The organism is Streptomyces sp. TN58, assembly GCF_001941845.1.
Taxonomy (GTDB): domain Bacteria; phylum Actinomycetota; class Actinomycetes; order Streptomycetales; family Streptomycetaceae; genus Streptomyces.
Window position 1 is genome coordinate 2,687,968 of sequence record NZ_CP018870.1, and the last position, 17,214, is coordinate 2,705,181.

The following is a 17,214-nucleotide window of genomic DNA, read 5'->3' on the forward strand; positions in this document are numbered from 1 at the left end:
CCACCCTATCCGGGCGGGGCTCCGGACGGCAGGGCCGTCCACGGCCCGGACTCCGGCCGCTGCTGGGGCGAGGGCGCGGCTGCGCTGGTGTTTCCGGGCCCGCGGTCCGGAACTGGAGCAGCGGGCATCGGCGACGGCGCGACGGCGTCCCGGGAGCAGGCGTCGGGCCCACCCATCGGGTCCAGCCCGCCTATTCGACGGAACCGCCTCCGTACGCACCGGAGTTGCGGAGGGCCGTCCGGCGGGCGGGGCTGCTGAAGCCATCCAGTCCATGCGCACCGGGCAGTCACGGTCGCTGTCGCTGTCGCGGACGGGGACGCGGACGGGGACGGGGTCTGGGCCACGTCGGCCAGTTGACCTCGTCACGGACGGAACCGGCCGGAATCCCCGCACTCTTGAGTGGTCCGGGCCGGAGTCGCGATGGAGGTATGCGGACGGTGGAGCGCCTGGGCGGGGGCCGAGGTCAGCGGCCGCGCGAGGCGGTACGGGTGCCGAGGCGGAGCCGACGGGCACCGAGCAGGAGACCGCCGCCGGCGGCGAGGGCGGCTGCGGCCCCCGCGCCGTACACCCACTCCCGGAAACCGGTGTGGGCAAGGGAGCCGCCCGCGACGGAATCTTCGGACTCCTCGACGGAGAAGCGGTAGCCGCCCGCCTCGCCGATCCAGTCCCCGTCGTCGCCCTTGCGCTGGACCAGCGCGGCGTCCGCGACGACCTCGCCGGTGGGGGCGTCGGGGGCGAAGGCGAGGGAAACCTTGACGGTCCGGGTGCCGCCGGGCCCCACGGTGAAGCCGGGGAATGCGTCGCCGCCGTCGAAGACGGCGATGATCTCGTCGCGGTCGCTGCGCTCCAGCCCCGCGGGCAGGGTGCCGCCGGGTGCCTCGAACTCCATCCGCACATGTGCCGGGCGCAGGGCGCGCGCCTTGTCGGTGAGGACGACGACGGGGTGGATGGCCGTGCACTCGGAGCTGGTGGTGTTGGTCAGGTCCAGGAACCAGGTCTGTGGATCGCCGCCGGTGCGGTACACGGCCGGGCCACCGCGGATGCGCGCCCCGATGGGGAACGCGGACCCCTTGCCGTCCCCGCAGGTGGCCTGGACTCGGGACGGCAGCGCGGGAGCGGGGCGCGCACCGCCGCCGGTGCCGATGTCCGCACCGGCGGGGGACACGGTGGTGGCGGCCAGGGCGGCGGAGAGGAAGGCGGTGAGGGCAAGGGCTTTGCGCAGTCGCATGGAAGACCTTCGCTGCTCGCCGGACAGGACGATCATCGGACGAGGTGACTATCACCCCGGCCTGCCCGCACCCTGTCACCCACGCGCGAGCCCTCACCGCGCACCACGCCTGAGTCATCCCGGTTTACGCCCGATCAGCCCACGCGTCAACCCCACCCCGTCCCCCACAACCACCCCGCGGACCGCCTCGCCACGCATCCAGCACCGCGCACATCCAGCCCCGCCGGCGTTTGAGGCGCGGGGGCCCGGGGGCAGCGCCCCCGCAACGAAGCCGAACACAGCCCCGCCGGCGTTTGAGGCGCGGGGGCCCGGGGGCAGCGCCCCCCAACGTCGCCGCACTCGCACTCGCACCCGCGCACAGCCTCACCCCAGCCCACCGCACAGCGCGGCTCCGCCAGGCATCCGGCCCCGCCCACCACCAGCCCCGCCGGCGTTTGAGGCGCGGGGGCACGGGGGCAGCGCCCCCGCAACGACGCCGCACATCCAGCCCCGCCGGCGTTTGAGGCGCGGGGGCGCACGGGGGCAGCGCCCCCGCAACGACGCCGCACCCGAAGACGGACCCTGGGCCGGCCCGCCGCAGCCCTATCCGCGCCCGAACAGCGGCGCGAGCGCCAGCTCCGCCGCGCCTTCCGCCACCCCGGCCCCCGCCAGGGCGACCACCGGCCGGGCGGGATCCAGCGCGCGGGCCGCGAGAACGGCTCCGACACCGGCCACGAAAACATCCGGCGCAGCCGCCACCACCCGCCCGCCGAGCAGCACACGGTCCACATCCAGCAGCGCGACCAGGTTGGCGGCGGCCTCGCCCACGATCCGCGCCGCCCCGGGAAGGTCGCCTCGGGCCACCGCCTCCAGGCACAGCACTTCCACGCAGCCCCGCGCCCCGCACCGGCACGCCGGCCCGTCCAGCAGAAGCACCTGATGGCCGAACTCCCCCGCCGCCGAGCGTGCACCCCGGTACACCTCGCCACCCAGCCACAGCCCCGCGCCGAGCCCGGTCCCGACGTGCAGGTACACACAGGTACGGGGCCCACCCCCGATCAGGACATCGGCACCCGCATCCGCCCCGACCCCGAACCCGAACCCGGCGTCCAACTCCGCATCCGCATCCGCATCCACGCCCCCATCCAAGCCGCCCCCGGCACCCGCATCCGCACCCGGCCACCTCGCCCGGAGCCACGCCCCGGCCGCCGCGGCCGCACCGGCGTTCGTGTCCTTGTCCAGCAGCACCGGAAGCCCCAGCCGTCCCTCCAGCACCGCCTTCAACGGGAAGCCCTTCCAGCTCGGGAACCCCGTCACCCGCCCCATCACCCCGGCCCGGTGGTCGAGCGGGCCCGGCGCGGCCACGCCGACGCGCACGAGCGGCGTTCCGACCGAGACCCCGACCCGCGCGACCGCTCGTACGACCGCCTCCACCGCCGCCTCCGGTCCGTCCGCGAAGTCGAGCGGGCCACCGCTCTCGGCGACGACGCGGCCCGCCAGGTCCACCCGTACCGCCCTGAGCGCGTCGCGGTCCAGGTGCACGCCGACCGCGTGCCGCGCGTCGGGCAGCAGCCTGATCAGGGTGCGCGGCTTGCCGCCGGTGGACGCGGCGCGGCCCGCCTCCGCCACCAGGCCGTCCGCACCGAGCCGTGCCGTGATCTTGCTGACGGCCTGCCGGGTGAGTCCCGTACGGGCGGCGAGTTCCGTGCGACCCAGGCCGGCCGGTCCGGCACCGCGCAGCAACTCCAGCACCAGCGCGTCGTTGTGGCCTCGCAGCGCGGGCAGGTTCACCCCGCCGCGCCGGCCGTGCGCATCCCTGTGGCCGCGGTGCCCGCCGTGACCGCCATGACCAACGCGACCGTGCCCGCCGTGCCCGCCGTGCCCGCTGCTCCTGCTACCGCTGTCCACCAGCCCATTGTCCACCCTCCTTGCACTTCGACAACGCTGTTGCCAAAGTGGTCCTCATGAGCACCCCCGCCCCCTCCGCCCCCACCTCACCACTTCGCGTCGGCGTCATCGGCTACGGACTCGCCGGTTCCGTGTTCCACGCCCCCCTCGTGGCCGCCACGGACGGACTCGCACTCGACACGGTCGTCACCTCCGACCCGGCACGGCAGGCCCAGGCCCGCGCCGAGTTCCCCGACGTGCACACCGCCGCCACCGCCGAGGAGCTGTGGCAGCGCGACCTCGACCTCGTCGTCGTCGCCTCGCCCAACAAGACGCACGTCCCGCTCGCCACCACCGCCCTCGAAGCGGGCATCCCGGTGGTCGTGGACAAGCCGCTCGCCGCCACCGCGGCCGAGGCCCGGGCGCTCGCCGCACTGGCGGACCAGCGCGGAACCTTCCTCTCCGTCTTCCAGAACCGCCGCTGGGACAACGACTTCCTCACCCTGCGCCGCCTCATCGCCGACGACGAACTCGGCGAGATCCAGCGCTTCGAGTCCCGCTTCGAGCGCTGGCGCCCGCAGCTGAAGGGTGGCTGGCGCGAGTCGGGCGCCCCGGAGGAGATCGGCGGCCTGCTGTACGACCTCGGCAGTCACGTCGTCGACCAGGCGCTCGTACTGTTCGGCCCGGCCGTACGCGTCTACGCCGAGACCGATACGCGCCGCCCCGGCGCCGAGACCGACGACGACACCTTCATCGCGCTCACCCACGCCAACGGCATCCGCTCCCACCTCTACGTCAGCGCGACCAGCGCCCAGCTCGGGCCGCGCTTCCGCGTGCTCGGCTCGCGGGCCGGCTACGTCAAGTACGGCCTGGACCCGCAGGAGGGCGCCCTGCGCGAGGGCCTGCGGCCGGACGGGCGGCTGCCCTGGGGCGAGGAACCCCCGCACCTGTGGGGGCGGGTGGGCTCGGGCGAGTCCCCGCTGACCGGCGGCGGAGCCCCCGTACCGACCGAGCTGGGCGACTACCCGGCGTACTACGCGGCGGTCGCGGCCGCCCTGCGCACGGGCGGGCCGGCCCCGGTCACGGCGCACGAGGCGGCTCGCTGCCTCGACGTACTGGAGGCGGCCCGCATGTCGTCCCAGGAAGGGGTGGCGGTCGAGCTTTCCGTCAGCACGGAGCCCGGGATCGCGTAAAGCCCGGGGCGTACGGGTGGACGGGTGGACGGGCGGGACAGTCGTGACTCGCCACCCCGCTGCCCAACCCGTTCCACGTCCCCGCTCCACGCGGCCTCCGGCTCCGGCTACGCGCCCTTGAACTCCTGGCGCTGCCGGCCCAGCCCGTCGATCTGCAGCTCCACGACGTCACCGGCCCGCAGGTACGGCTTCGGCTCCGGCCGGCCCATCGCCACACCGGCCGGAGTGCCGGTGACGATGACGTCGCCCGGGTACAGGGTCATGAAGCGGCTCAGGTACCGGACGACCTCACCGACCGGGAAGATCTGGTCAGAGGTGTTGCCGTCCTGCTTGAGCTCGCCGTTGACCCACAGCTTCACATCCAGGACCTGCGGGTCCGGGATCTCGTCGGCGGTGACCAGCCACGGGCCGAGCGGGGTGAAGGTCTCGCAGTTCTTGCCCTTGTCCCAGGTGCCGCCGCGCTCGATCTGGAACTCGCGCTCGGAGACGTCGTTGACCAGCAGATAGCCGCCGACGTGGGCCAGGCCCTGCTCCGCGGAGTCCAGGTAGCGGGCGGTGCTGCCGATGACGACGCCGAGTTCGGCCTCCCAGTCGGTCTTCACGCTGCCGCGCGGGATCAGGACGGTGTCGTCTGGGCCGACGGCCGTGTCCGCGGCCTTCAGGAAGAGGATCGGCTCGGCCGGCGGCTCCGCGCCGATCTCCGCGGCGTGCCCGAAGTAGTTCAGGCCGATACCCACGATCTTGCCGATGCGGCCGACCGGCGCGCCGATCCGCAGCCCCTCGGCGTCCAGGACGGGAAGCTCGCCCGACTCGGCCGCGTCCCGCACCCGGGACAGCACGGAAGCGTCGGCGAGCAGCGCGCCGTCCACATCCGTGACCAGGCCGGACAGATCCCGCAGGGTCCCGTCCTGGTCGAGCAGCGCGGGGCGCTCCGACCCGACCGGTCCGACACGCAGCAGCTTCATGGGCATTCTCCCGTGGTCGTGGGTGGTCGGCCCATGGGCATGCCCCGGGCCGGACGATGGGTTGCGGCCATCGGAGGATTGGCTGATCCTCCAAGAAGTCCACCCAATCCGCAAGACCCTGTTCACAGACTGGAACGTACCCCTCCATCGCCCGGCCACCGTCACCACACCCCGCCCTGCGCCCGCCCCGCACGGCGCACGTCGCACGGCGCACGTCGCAGGACGCGGACGCAGGGGCACGGCGCACGCCCTCCTAGGCAGCGCCCTCCGAGGCCCGCTCGACCGCCCGCTCGGCCGCCCGCTCGGCGGCGCGCGTCCTGCGGTGCTCCAGCCAGGCCCGCTCGGCCACCGACCAAGCGGTGGTGGTGAGCAGGTAGAGCCCAGCGGCCAGCGGCACCACGGCGGCGGTGATCAGCGTCCCGAAGGACAGCAGGGGCAGTACCCCGCCCAGCTTGCGCATGGCCTCCTGCTGCTCGGCGCTCAGCTCCGGCACTGCCGCGCCCTCGGCCGCCTGCTTCCTCTTCCGAGCAGAGGCAGCGGAAGCCGCGCCGGCAGCGCCGGTCTGCGCGGCCGCGGCGGCGACCGCGGCCGCGGCCGCCGACCGGCGCCCACGCACCGCACTCCAGGCGGCCACCACCGCGATCGCCCCGAACAGCGCCAGGAACACCAGCCCCTGCGCCCCGAACGGGCCGCCCTCCCCCAGCGCCTCCGTCCACCGGGACCCGAGCGGCGCCGCGAAGAGCCGGTGGCTCAGCAGCTCACCCCCCGATGTGAACGCCTGGTACATGAGGAAGAACACCGGCAGTTGCAGCAGCAGCGGCAGACAGCCGGCCGCCGGCGTCGCCCCACGGAAGGCGGCCCTGCTCAGCGGGTGCAGGGCGAGCCGTACGAACACGGTGAACAGCACGATCGCGGCAGCGGTCGCGGACTCGGCCAGCGCCGGCTCCAAAAGCCGGCCCAGCTCGACAACAAGATGGGTGAAAACGGACACGTGGGCCCTCCGAGGGGTCTCGTCGAACGTCGAAAGAGGTGCATTTCGGCGTGACGACCCGCGAGGGGCGACAACAGTGATCGGTCAGCAGAAGGCAAGAGGTATTGCTGCGCGTTACTGCGCGCCCCTACGCGGCCGTCGGGACGAGACGGCCGGGCGCCCTGGGCCGCGACCGACCCGAGGCATCGGGATCACGCTGCGGCAGGAACGCCGTGCGCTGCTCGCGATCACGGATCGCGGTGCGTATTCGGTGCGGCGGCACGGGCCGTACGAGCCGTGCGGCTGCGGCCAGGGCCTCTGCGCCCACGGAGACGGCGGCGACGCTCGCCGCGAGGGCCACCACCACGGCGCCCAGCCCGCCCTCCCCGGCGAACAGACCGAGGGCTCCCCCGACCAGCACCAGGAGCGGCAGCAGCACAGAGAGAACCCGAGCGGTCCAGACGGGCCATCGCAGCAGCCTGTCCATACGAACCACCCCCTCCCCGCCCCGTGTTCTCGAAACCCTGTTCCCGATCGATGGTAACCGGGCCCACCGACAACGGTCGTGGGATCAGGACCTGAGGGTCCCCCAGACCACCAGGCGGTACTTCGAGCTGTACTCGGGCGTACAGGTCGTCAGCGTGATGTACGCGCCGGGCTCGCTGTACCCGTACCCCGGCTTCACGACACTCCGCGGCACCGGCGCGATCACCCCGGTGTCCCGCTCCGTCGTCTCGCCCAGGGTCCTGCCCACCACGTACGTGTACCTGCGCCCCCGCATGTCGACGATCAGCTCGTCGCCCGCCCGCAACCGGTTGATGTACCGGAAAGGCTCGCCGTGCGTGTTGCGGTGCCCGGCCAGCGCGAAGTTCCCCTCCGCCCCCGGCCCGGCCGTCCCCGGGTACTGCCCCGCGTAACCCTTGTCGAGGACCGTCCGCCTGTCGACGCCCTGCGCGACGGGCACGGCCAGGCCGAGACGCGGAATGCGCAGTACGGCGTACGCCGCCCCCTCCCGTACCGCCGACGACTCGCCGGCGGACCGTGTCGGAGAAGGCTCCGACACGGCCGGAGACGGACGGGACGGAGGAGACAGAGGGGGCGGAAGGGGCGGATCGGGGGGCTGAGGGGGCGGCCCGGAAGGTGGCGGCCCCGAGTCCGGCGGGTGGTCCCCCCAGGCCCGCTCCAGTGCCCGGACCTGATCCTGCGCCGCGGCCGCGGCCTGCCGGTTGGTCCACCACACCTGGTGCACCACCAGCAACAACACCACCACACCCACGGTGACGGTCAGCTCGGCGCCCGCCCACAGGACCCCGACCAGACCGGCCCGCCGCGCCCCCCGGCCACGGCCCTGAACCACCACGCGTATGTGATCCCGCACGGGCCGCACCTTAAGACCTCCCCCGTCAACTGACCAGCGGCAGTACGGTGTGAACCATGCGCCCCGACACGCCTGCCGAGCACATCGCCGAAGCCGAGCGCCTCATCCGCACGGCGACCCGCTACCCCGAGGACCAGGAGCCCTTGCTCCTCCAGGCCGCGGCCCACCTCGAACTGGCCGACGAGCGGGACCGGGCGAGCGCCCTCTACGACCGACTCCTGTCCTCTTCCCCCGCCGACCCCCACCTGATCAAGGCCCTCCAGGCGGCGAACCTCTGGGAGTACGGCCACGAGCCCGAGGCCCGCGCCCTCATCTCCGGCATCCGCGCCGCGTCCCCCGCGGACCCCGCGCCGTGGGAGGTCATCGCGGAAGCGCTTGAGGCGCACGACGAGTTGGAAGACGCGGAGGACTGCTTCACCCAGGCCGCCACTCTCCTGATCGCGGACTCGACCCCGCTCACCCCGGCCACCACCGCCCTCCTGACGGGCCGCCACCGGGTACGCCGCCTCCTCGGGCGCCCCCACGACGACTGGGACATGGTCGCCGACACCCGCCACATCGGCCCCATCCCCCTCGACGAGCTCCACGACCCCAAGCGCATCTGGGCGCTGGGCTCCGACGACCCGGCCGAGCTGCGCGCCGAGATCGCCCGCCTGCGGGCGGAACTGGGCGACCGCCGAGCGGCCCTGTCCCGTCCGTTCCCGGTGGCCATCCTCCACTGGCCGCAGCGCGAACTGTCCGAGCTCCTGACCAGCTACCCGACGCTCGGCTCGGAGTACGCCTCGCACGAGGCCCACCTGCGCGACATCGAAACCTCCCTGCGCGCCCTCGCCGCCTCGGGCACCACCAACCTCGGCATCGTGACGGCGAGCGTCCCCTCGTACGAGGCGTTCGCGGCCTCCGAGAAGACCTCCCCGGCCTCCCCCAGCCTCCTGCCCGAGTACGCCACGACCCTCGCCGCCCGCGGCAAGGCCACCCCCTGGCCCCCCACCCCCACCTCCCCCTGCTGGTGCACCTCGGGCAAGCCGTACGCGGAGTGCCACGGGGGGTAGCGGGCGCTTCGGAGATGCACTCCCGGTCGGACGTACCCGGACCTGCCACAGGGGACAGTCGCGGATTAGGCTCGTCCCCGATTCGACGATCCCTCTAGTACTCCAGCCGTAGATCGTGATCATGGATGCGGAGGCCGCTCGCCGGTAGCCTGCGCAAGTGGCTGAGACCTGGGACGAACAGCAGCTGACCGCGGACGGCTTCGAGCGTGTGTACGCCGAGTTGGAGTGGTACGACGGACCCCGTGCCGGCCTTGCCGACGTCGACGGCACGCCGCACTACTTTCAGGGCTATGACTACGACCACGCCGACGAGGCCGACGCGTATCGCGTGTGGCTCGCGGCCGATACTGCGGTGGCTCTGGAGCGCGAGCAGTGGGCGATCTTTGCCAGGTGGAACCAGCGTCGTGAAGCTGGAGCCGTCGGGCCGGAGAGGCATCCGGGTCACGGCGGGATCGACGCCCGCTACGACGAACTCGCCTCGCTGCTGGCGTCGCACCGTCAGGTGCCGGACGATGCGCGGCAGCTGGTGGGCGAGCTGCGATTCGACGGTGGCGCTCGCTACCGGGTCGGGGGCGTCGACTACTGGTTCCGGTGGCGTCCGAGCAGGTGAGGCCGCCATGGATCATTAGGTGTTGTGTCGACATCCAATGATCAAGCGGCGGCCTCGGACGCCAACTTAGTGCCTGCCCGATGGCAGGAAGCATTCGAGGGTCTGATGAGCCGAATAGCAGGCCGGTTCTCCAGGGTTGAACCCCGCCGCCGGGTGCGCCAGTTGGCCCTCGGGCTGCTGTCGGATCTGCCGCGGAAGAACTGCTGGACCCTGGCCGAGCACGCCGGCGACGCCAGCCCGGACGGCATGCAGCACCTGCTGCACCGCGCGAAGTGGGACGCCGACGCGGTCCGCGACGACGTATGTACTTACGTGGTCGAGCACCTGCGCGACAGCGAGGCGGTGCTCGTGGTCGACGAGACCGGAGACCTGAAGAAGGGCACCGCGACGGTCGGCGTGCAGCGCCAGTACACCGGTACAGCCGGGCGGATCGAGAACGCCCAGGTCGCCGTCTACCTGGTCTACTCCGCAGCGAGCGGGCACGCCGCGATCGACCGGTCCCTGTACGTGCCGCGCTCGTGGACCGATGACCGCGACCGGTGCCGGGCGGTTGGCATCCCCGACGGCCTGGCCTTCGCGACCAAGCCCCAGTTGGCCGCCCAGATGATCCTTCGGGCGCTGGACGCGGGCACGCCCGCCCGCTGGGTCGCGGGCGACGAGGTCTATGGCGACAACCCGCACCTTCGAGCCGCGCTGGAATCCCGCCCGATCGGCTACGTGCTGGCTGTCTCCAGCACCCACCGAGTCGCCACACACGCCGGCAGGTTCCCGGCGAAGGCGCTGGTCGCGCGGATCCCGAAGAGGGCCTGGCAGCGGCTGTCCGCCGGCGCGGGCGCGAAAGGCGAGCGGTACTACGAGTGGGCCCAGCTCGATATCACTGGTCCGGCGGGGCGTCCCGGGCACTGGTGGCTGCTGGTCCGCCGCAACCGGCGAAGCGGCGAACTCGCTTTCTACCGCTGCTTCTCACCCCGCCCGGTGCCGCTGTCCGAGCTGGTCCGCGTGGCCGGGCGGCGCTGGACGGTGGAGGAGACCTTCCAAGCCAGCAAGGGCCTGACCGGCCTGGACGAACACCAGGTCCGCCGCTGGACCTCCTGGCACCGCTGGGTCACCCTCACCATGCTCGCCCACGCCTTCCTCGCCGTCACCGCAGCCGCCGAGCGCCGCGACCATCCAGGCCCCGACGGACTGATCCCCTTGACCGGCAACGAGATCCAACACCTGTTCGCCGCGTTGATCAACCCGGTCCACGCCCTCGCGCACCGGCTCCACTGGTCGCAGTGGCGACGCCGACACCAAGCCCGTGCCCGCACCTCTCACTACCGCCGGCAAGCGACGGCACAGCCATGAAGATCACGATCTACGGCTGCAGTACTAGGCAGGCCATGAGCGACGACTGGCAGTTCGAAGTTCCCACCACTGGCAGCAAGCACCTTCCTCCCGACGCCCGGTACATGGAGGCCCTCAGCAGCCAGGGGTACGGGTTCGAGGTCGCCATCGCCGACCTCGTCGACAACTCCATCGACGCCGGGGCCCGGGACGTGGTGATCCACTTCCTGCGCGACGAGGACCGGCTCGTCAGCCTGCTCGTCATCGACGACGGGAAGGGAATGACCGACGAGGAACTCGATGTCGCCATGACCGTCGGGGGGCGCCGCGACTACGCGTCGGAGGCCCTGGGGATGTTCGGCACCGGGTTGAAGTCCGCGTCACTCAGTCATGCGTCGGCGGTGACCGTCGTGAGCAAGACGCGCAGGACCAGGGCCGTGGGTCGACGCTGGCTGATGGAGCGGGCGGTCAACGGATACCAGTGTGACATCGTGGCTGCCGACTATGCGCAGACCTTGATCGACCGGTATGCCCAGCGGCCGATCACGTGGCAGGGAACGGTCATCCGCTGGGACGGGGTGAAGAATTTCCCCCGGAACGGCGGAGGCGGCCAGACCGACCGCTACCTGCACCGGACCATCAACCGCCTCGGTCTGCAGCTCGGCCTGTATCTGCACAGGTTCCTCGCCAGGGACGACTTCAACATCACGATCGCGGTGGAGGACGTGAACACCGGAACCGAGTACATGAACTTCGGCGTCGAGCCTCTCGACCCGTTCGGATATCCGGTTCCGGGCCACGCCGACTATCCACGGCGTTTCACCGTGGACCTCGCTTCGACCCTCCCCGTGTCTCTCGACGCCCACGTTTGGCCTCCCAAGTCGACCTTGGACGGCTACAAGGCGGTCGGCTCCGTCCTCGACCGCCAGGGCTTCTACTTCTACCGAAACAACCGTCTCGTACAGGCCGGCGGCTGGAACAATTTCCGCCAGCCGGATCAGCACCTCTCGCTTTCCCGCATCGTCATCGACATTCCGCCACATGGCAGCGACGTATTCCGACTGACGGTGAAGAAGGAGGGCGTGGAAGTCTCTCCCGAGTTCGTCTCCGCTCTGGAGGAGGCGCGAGACGCCGAGGGGCGGCGCTTCCTCGACTACGTCGCCGACGCCGAGTCCGTGTACCGCGAGGCACGCAAACGGGCCGGAACGACCAGGAAGGCCGTCATAGGGCCGGGCAAGGGTTTCGACCCCGCGGTGCGAGAGGCGATCGAGGACGAGCTGCCCCTCCTGCCGGGTGAGGAGCCCATTGCCATCCGGTGGCAGTCGTTGGACAACAGCTTGTTCTTCGATGTCGACAGGGACAACCGAACCATCGTCCTGAACCACCATTATCGGTCGGCGATTCTCGGTGGAAGACGTGGTGGCCTCAACGACGCCCCCACGTTGAAGGCCCTCCTGTACCTCCTCCTCCACCAGGTATTCGAGAAGGAGTACAGCGGGAGCCGGGAAAAGGACAACCTGCAGCTGTGGCAGTCGATCCTCGTGGCCGCTGCACGCACGGAACTGGAACGCATGGGCGACGATGACTGACGCAGGCGGCTGCCCGGAACTCCCCTGGTCGACCGTAGAGCACTACCTCGGGGAACGACAGGCAGCCAGCTACCTGCTTTCCGCACCGGCATCCGAACACGCGGTCTGGTACGAGATCGGCGACGGCGGGCAGCACATCTCACTCCAGGTGGAGCTGGCCCGCCACCAGCAGCCACCCCGCTCGTCACTGCCCGCTGTGACCATTGACCAGGTGCATCGTGACGGAAGGCGGATGGCACGCATCCACACCACACAGGTGGCGTTGATGCGTGACTTCCATGACCTGCTCATCGCCGTCGCCGACCGCATCGTCACCGGTGAACGCGACCTCGGGCAGGCTTTCGACGAGACGGTGCACGCCTGGGGCCGGCTGCTCGACCAGCCGCGCGGGCTCGGCGTGGAGCGCCGCATCGGGCTGCATGGTGAACTCGCGGTGTTGCGTGCTGTGGCCCGCTCCCACGGCTGGGCCCAGGCAATCGATGCGTGGACCGGACCCAAGGCGGAACAGCACGACTTCGGGTTGCCCGAGTCCGATCTCGAAGTGAAGACAACTACCGCGGAACGGCGAACCCACACCATTCACGGCATACACCAGCTCACGGAGAGCTCCGGCCGCCCCTTGTGGTTCGCCTCTCTCCAGCTGACGCGAGGCGGCCTCGGCGGCCGGTCACTGCGCGATTCGGTGACATCGGTGGTCCGGGACGCCCACGCTGCGGACCGCATCGCTTCGATGAGGCTGGAGACCGCCCTGGCGTCGAGCGGGTGGAGCGAGAGCGACCCGGACGACGAACGCTGGGCTCTGCGCGCAGACCCCTTGCTCGTTCCGGCCGAACACCTGCCGAGACTGACCGAGTCGATGATTCCGCACTCCGTCAGGGAGCACGTCTCGTCGATCGACTATGGCATGGACGTAACCCATCTGAGCTCGGCACCCGGCTCGCCGGTCGACCTCACCGACTTCCGTCTTCCGTGACCGACGAGGATCTGAATTGACAAGCATCGAAACCCTTCGGATCGCGTTGCACAGTGCCGTGCTTTCCGACCTTGACGGCAGCAAGCCGAAGAGCCTGGCTCGTGCCCTGGCCTACCAGGCCGAGGACATGGCCCCGGAGGCCGCTGCATGTGCCTACGAGTCCGATTTTCAGATGGCGCTGAAGGGCGCCCGCTCGACGCATCAGCTGGTCGAGCTCTGGCGGAAACAGCTCACGCGCTGGGACTACGCCGATCAGCCGGCCTGGACCGGCACTCCTGCGCGCACGAGCGAGCGCAGGGCCGCGATCCACGATCTGTTGAAGCTCGAAGAGGCCACCCGGGCGCTGCTCGACGGGTTGATTCCCGTGTCGAAAGCGGCGTCCTCCGTGGTGATCAGTCCGGAACACAAGCCCTGGTACACGCCTCAGTCCCAGCTCAGCCGCCCGCACTACTGGCCCGCGTATCGCAATCTCCTCACCGCCAAGGGGTGGCCGGCCGACGCCGTGGCCGCGTTGGACGTGGCAACCGACCAGGTGGTCGAGCGGCTGGCCGATCCGACCGATCCTGCGGTGTACCAGTCCAAGGGGCTTGTCGTCGGCTACGTGCAGTCCGGGAAGACCGCGAACTTCACGGGCGTCATGGCCAAGGCCGTGGACGCGGGCTATCGGCTGGTGATCGTTCTCGGGGGAACGCTCAACATGCTGCGAGCCCAGACCCAGCGGCGCCTGGACATGGAGCTCGTCGGGCGGGAGAACATCTTGCGTGGGGCCGACGAGACGGAGTCCGACTACGCCGACGACCCGGCCTGGGCGGCCGGAAAGTTCGTGTCCTTCGGCAGCCTTCCCTCTGCACTGGGGGCGTTCGACATCGTTCGGATGACCACACGGGACGACGACTACAAGAGTCTTCTACAGGGCATCACGGCCCTGGAATTCGAGAAGCGGGAACCGGCCCTTCCGCTGTACGACCTGGAGAACCTGCACCGCTCGTCGGCACGCCTGATGGTGGTGAAGAAGAACAAGACGGTGCTGGCCAAGCTCGTCAAGGACCTGGGGAAGATCAAGACTCCGCTGGCAGAGATCCCCGTACTGATCATCGACGACGAGTCGGACGAGGCCTCGGTCAACACGTCGAAGCCGGACGTCCAGCGCAGTGCGATCAACGAGCAGATCTCGAAGCTCCTGAACATGTTGCCTCGCGCCCAATACGTGGGTTACACGGCGACACCCTTCGCCAACGTCTTCGTCGACCCGAGCGACACGGAGGACATCTTCCCGAAGGACTTCCTCATCTCCCTGCCTCGCCCGGAGGGATACATGGGGGCACGTGACTTCCACGACCTGGACACCGAGGTGGAGGAGCACGAGCGCACCGTCGCCAACTCCAACGAGATGGCTCACGTCCGCGACATCCTCGACGACGCCGAGGACGACACCTGTCTTCGACAGGCCATGGACATGTTCGTGCTGACGGCCGCCATGAAGTTGTACAGGGAAGAGGTGGGTGGCCTCGGTGACGGCTACTTCGAGCACCACACGATGCTCGTCCACGAGTCGGTACGCACCGGAGTCCACCGTGAGCTGCACGACCGCGTTCTGAAGCTGTGGCACGACGCCGGATACACCGGTCCCAGTGGACACGCGAGACTGCGCAGACTCTTCGACAGCGATGTCGCCCCGGTGTCGAAGGTGCGGGCCGAAGGACAGGCCGTTCCCGCCTCCTACGACGAGTTGATGCGCTTCGTCGGACCGGCGAGCGTCCGTATCGGGGGTGACGGGCAACCGATCATCGTCGTGAACGGCGACAGGGACCTGGAAACGGGCGAGGCTGACTTCGACAAGCGCCCGATCTGGAAGATCCTCATCGGCGGCCAGAAGCTGGCCCGAGGCTTCACGGTCGAGGGGCTGACCGTTTCGTTCTTCCGCCGCAGGGCCGGAAACGCATCCACGCTCATGCAGATGGGACGTTGGTTCGGCTTCCGCAAGGGCTACCGGGATCTGGTGCGCCTCTTCCTCGGCCGCAGGGAAACCATCGGGCGCGCCGAGGTTGACCTGTACGACGCATTCCAGGCCATCTGCCTCGACGAGGAGGCATTCCGCTCGGAGCTGCAACGGTATTCCGTGATGGTGGACGGTCGGCCACAGATCACGCCCGCGCAGATCCCCCCGTTGGTCTCGCAACACCTGCCGTGGCTGAAACCGACCAGCCCGAACAAGATGTACAACGCCCGACTGGAACTCGTACGGTCTGCCGGCCGCTGGGAGGAGCCCACCGCCTACCCGCAGAAGAGCGAGCACCTTCGGCGCAACACCGAGCTCTGGCTTCCGTACCTCGACGCCCTCGGATCAGAGGCCCGCACGTACGGATACCACTTCCGGGAGAAGGGCGTCGTCCACCGCTTCAACGCGTTGACGGGCATCTTCCCGGCAGCCACCGTCCTGGACACGCTCTGCGGACTGCGGTGGGAGGTGGCAGAGCAATTCCCTCCCCACCTCCGGTACATCTCGGAGATCACCGAGGCGGGCAAGGTGGACGACTGGGTCGTGCTCGCCCCCCAGCACGCCTCGGTCTCGGCCGGTAAAACCGTCGCCCTCGGCTCGGCGGGGCGCCAGTACTCGTGGTTCTCCCGAGACCGCCGTGCGGACCGAGGGCCCCTCTTCGGTGCCATCAGCGACAAGAAGCACCGCGGGGTTGCCCACCGGATCGCCGGCGCCCTGGAGACCTCGGGGGACGGTCCCACAGAGGAGCTGGTGGCCGAACGCCGTGGGGCGATCGTTCTGTACCCGGTCCTGGAGACGGCGTATCAGGGCTCCATCGACGCGTCCGGCCACATCGATTCGGACAAACTCGTCATGGCGTTCGCCTTCGTGGCACCCGCTTCCGCCCACAGCGCCAACGGTCAGGTCGTCCGATTCACGACGATCTCTTCCAAGCCCAATGCGATCATCGACGTGACGGAGATCGACAGGACGTGATCTCCGACTAGGTCGGCTAGGCGGTGAGACGGGTCCACCCGTGTCACCGCCTCCTCGCACTCAGCGATTTCGGGGGCGGCATGAACACAGGCACGACGGGGCGGCTTCGGTCCCTGGACATCTGCTCGGGCGCCGGCGGACTGGCCCTGGGACTTGAGCAGGCCGGGTTCGACCCTGTCCTCCTGCTCGACAATCGCGACGTCGCATGCCGAACCCTGCGTGCCAACCGACCCGGCTGGAGGGTCCTCGAAAAGAACCTCCTCGATTTCGACCCTTCCGAGCACACCGAGACATACGACGTGGATCTGCTGTCGGCCGGCTTGCCGCGAGTAAAGGCCACCGCCACCGTGGCGCGCCGGGACAGCGAGGCCGAAATCGAACTGCTCCGTGCCACGATGCTGCTTCTTCACGGTGTGCAGCCCAGGGCGCTGCTCGTGGAGAACGTGCCCGACCTGGTGACGAAGCCCGACTACGAGGCGATTCGCTCCTACGTCGCGGACGAACTGGCGCACCTTGGATATCGGCACACCTGGTTCGTCGTGAATGCGGCGGATTTCGGTGTTCCTCAAACGCGCCGCCAGGGGATTCTGGTTGCCTTCAAGGGCGACGGGCTGGAGGCCTTCGTCCAACCGAGTCCCACGACCGATGCACACGTCACCGTAGGCGAGGCGTTGTCGGAATCGATGGCCGCCGGCGGCTGGGCCGGGGCGCACAAGTGGGCGGCGCAGGCCGATCAACCTGCTCCCACGCTCGTCGGCGGTTCATGGGAGCGTGGTGGCGCGGACCTTGGACCGACGGGATCCAAAAAGGCGTGGGCCCGCATGGGAGTGGACGGAGGGACAGTGGCGGACGCCGTTCCGGGCGCCGACTTCCACTGGGATCCGAAACTCGGTCGGGCGGGGATGATGCCCCTGACCGTGCCCCAGGCCGCGTTGCTCCAGGGGTTCCCGCCCTCGTGGCGGATGGAGGGTCGCAAGACGGCGATGTACCGGCAGGTGGGCCATGCCTCACCGCCGCCCGTCGCACGAGCATTGGGCACGGCCATCGCTGCCGCGCTGCGATCCTGAGGGTCGGGGAAGGGCGCCATGGG

At 70.3% G+C, this 17,214-nt stretch carries 14 protein-coding genes; 8 read left to right on the forward strand and 6 right to left on the reverse strand.

Features of this window, described 5'->3' with window-relative positions:
* Positions 1-463 precede the first annotated feature (463 nt).
* Positions 464-1,228 carry a hypothetical protein gene (locus tag BSL84_RS12235; RefSeq protein ID WP_075970340.1) on the reverse strand — a complete coding sequence of 255 codons (765 nt, stop codon included), beginning with the start codon at positions 1,226-1,228 and terminating at the stop codon, positions 464-466.
* A 582-nt stretch (positions 1,229-1,810) separates the two neighbouring features.
* Positions 1,811-2,998 (reverse strand): ROK family transcriptional regulator, encoded by a 1,188-nt coding sequence (locus BSL84_RS12240; protein WP_045323561.1) that lies wholly within the window; start codon positions 2,996-2,998, stop codon positions 1,811-1,813.
* 173 nt (positions 2,999-3,171) lie between these two features.
* On the opposite strand from BSL84_RS12240, the gene BSL84_RS12245 reads away from it, so the two are divergent.
* Positions 3,172-4,287 (forward strand): Gfo/Idh/MocA family oxidoreductase, encoded by a 1,116-nt coding sequence (locus BSL84_RS12245; RefSeq protein ID WP_030031438.1) that lies wholly within the window; start codon positions 3,172-3,174, stop codon positions 4,285-4,287.
* Positions 4,288-4,394: 107 nt separating this feature from the next.
* Here BSL84_RS12245 and BSL84_RS12250 read toward each other — a convergent pair whose 3' ends face one another.
* The 4 genes from BSL84_RS12250 to BSL84_RS12265 all read right to left on the reverse strand — a co-directional run bounded on the left by BSL84_RS12250 (position 4,395) and on the right by BSL84_RS12265 (position 7,600).
* Positions 4,395-5,252: a fumarylacetoacetate hydrolase family protein gene (locus tag BSL84_RS12250; RefSeq protein WP_075970341.1), complete on the reverse strand. Its 858-nt coding sequence runs from the start codon at positions 5,250-5,252 to the stop codon at positions 4,395-4,397.
* A gap of 253 nt (positions 5,253-5,505) precedes the next feature.
* Complete coding sequence (locus BSL84_RS12255) at positions 5,506-6,243, reverse strand: YidC/Oxa1 family membrane protein insertase (RefSeq protein WP_075970342.1); 738 nt, start codon at positions 6,241-6,243, stop codon at positions 5,506-5,508.
* A 127-nt stretch (positions 6,244-6,370) separates the two neighbouring features.
* The gene (locus tag BSL84_RS12260; RefSeq protein WP_045323557.1) at positions 6,371-6,709 is read right to left on the reverse strand and encodes a DUF6412 domain-containing protein; all 339 of its coding nucleotides are present in this window, start codon (positions 6,707-6,709) and stop codon (positions 6,371-6,373) included.
* A gap of 84 nt (positions 6,710-6,793) precedes the next feature.
* Positions 6,794-7,600, reverse strand: a complete 807-nt coding sequence (locus BSL84_RS12265) for a class E sortase (protein WP_107484782.1) — start codon at positions 7,598-7,600, stop codon at positions 6,794-6,796.
* A gap of 56 nt (positions 7,601-7,656) precedes the next feature.
* Here BSL84_RS12265 and BSL84_RS12270 point away from each other — a divergent pair, with 56 nt between their 5' ends.
* The 7 genes from BSL84_RS12270 (at position 7,657) to BSL84_RS12300 (ending at position 17,191) form a co-directional block, all read left to right on the forward strand.
* Positions 7,657-8,652 (forward strand): SEC-C domain-containing protein, encoded by a 996-nt coding sequence (locus BSL84_RS12270; RefSeq protein ID WP_075970343.1) that lies wholly within the window; start codon positions 7,657-7,659, stop codon positions 8,650-8,652.
* Positions 8,653-8,809: 157 nt separating this feature from the next.
* Positions 8,810-9,262, forward strand: coding sequence for a hypothetical protein (locus tag BSL84_RS12275; protein ID WP_075970344.1), 453 nt, complete (start codon positions 8,810-8,812; stop codon positions 9,260-9,262).
* 105 nt (positions 9,263-9,367) lie between these two features.
* Positions 9,368-10,609, forward strand: a complete 1,242-nt coding sequence (locus tag BSL84_RS12280) for an IS701 family transposase (RefSeq protein ID WP_075970345.1) — start codon at positions 9,368-9,370, stop codon at positions 10,607-10,609.
* Positions 10,606-12,177 (forward strand): ATP-binding protein, encoded by a 1,572-nt coding sequence (locus tag BSL84_RS12285; RefSeq protein WP_234363450.1) that lies wholly within the window; start codon positions 10,606-10,608, stop codon positions 12,175-12,177. Before BSL84_RS12280 ends, BSL84_RS12285 begins: the two co-directional genes overlap by 4 nt.
* Positions 12,170-13,150 (forward strand): PD-(D/E)XK motif protein, encoded by a 981-nt coding sequence (locus tag BSL84_RS12290; protein ID WP_045323554.1) that lies wholly within the window; start codon positions 12,170-12,172, stop codon positions 13,148-13,150. The genes BSL84_RS12285 and BSL84_RS12290 overlap by 8 nt, the downstream gene beginning before the upstream one ends.
* Positions 13,151-13,166: 16 nt before the next feature.
* Positions 13,167-16,124, forward strand: a complete 2,958-nt coding sequence (locus tag BSL84_RS12295; RefSeq protein WP_075970346.1) for a Z1 domain-containing protein — start codon at positions 13,167-13,169, stop codon at positions 16,122-16,124.
* A gap of 80 nt (positions 16,125-16,204) precedes the next feature.
* On the forward strand, positions 16,205-17,191 hold the full coding sequence (locus BSL84_RS12300) for a DNA cytosine methyltransferase (RefSeq protein WP_075972063.1): 987 nt from the start codon (positions 16,205-16,207) through the stop codon (positions 17,189-17,191).
* The last annotated feature ends 23 nt before the right edge of the window (positions 17,192-17,214 follow it).

What these genes read in the sequence shown, in the direction of transcription:
- BSL84_RS12235 (WP_075970340.1), bottom strand. Translation starts at nt 1,228, where the DNA reads ATGCGACTGCGCAAAGCCCTTGCCCTCACCGCCTTCCTCTCCGCCGCC.
- BSL84_RS12290 (WP_045323554.1), top strand. Translation starts at nt 12,170, where the DNA reads ATGACTGACGCAGGCGGCTGCCCGGAACTCCCCTGGTCGACCGTAGAG.
- BSL84_RS12280 (WP_075970345.1), top strand. Translation starts at nt 9,368, where the DNA reads ATGAGCCGAATAGCAGGCCGGTTCTCCAGGGTTGAACCCCGCCGCCGG.
- BSL84_RS12245 (WP_030031438.1), top strand. Translation starts at nt 3,172, where the DNA reads ATGAGCACCCCCGCCCCCTCCGCCCCCACCTCACCACTTCGCGTCGGC.
- BSL84_RS12250 (WP_075970341.1), bottom strand. Translation starts at nt 5,252, where the DNA reads ATGAAGCTGCTGCGTGTCGGACCGGTCGGGTCGGAGCGCCCCGCGCTG.
- BSL84_RS12260 (WP_045323557.1), bottom strand. Translation starts at nt 6,709, where the DNA reads ATGGACAGGCTGCTGCGATGGCCCGTCTGGACCGCTCGGGTTCTCTCT.
- BSL84_RS12285 (WP_234363450.1), top strand. Translation starts at nt 10,606, where the DNA reads ATGAAGATCACGATCTACGGCTGCAGTACTAGGCAGGCCATGAGCGAC.
- BSL84_RS12300 (WP_075972063.1), top strand. Translation starts at nt 16,205, where the DNA reads ATGAACACAGGCACGACGGGGCGGCTTCGGTCCCTGGACATCTGCTCG.
- BSL84_RS12270 (WP_075970343.1), top strand. Translation starts at nt 7,657, where the DNA reads ATGCGCCCCGACACGCCTGCCGAGCACATCGCCGAAGCCGAGCGCCTC.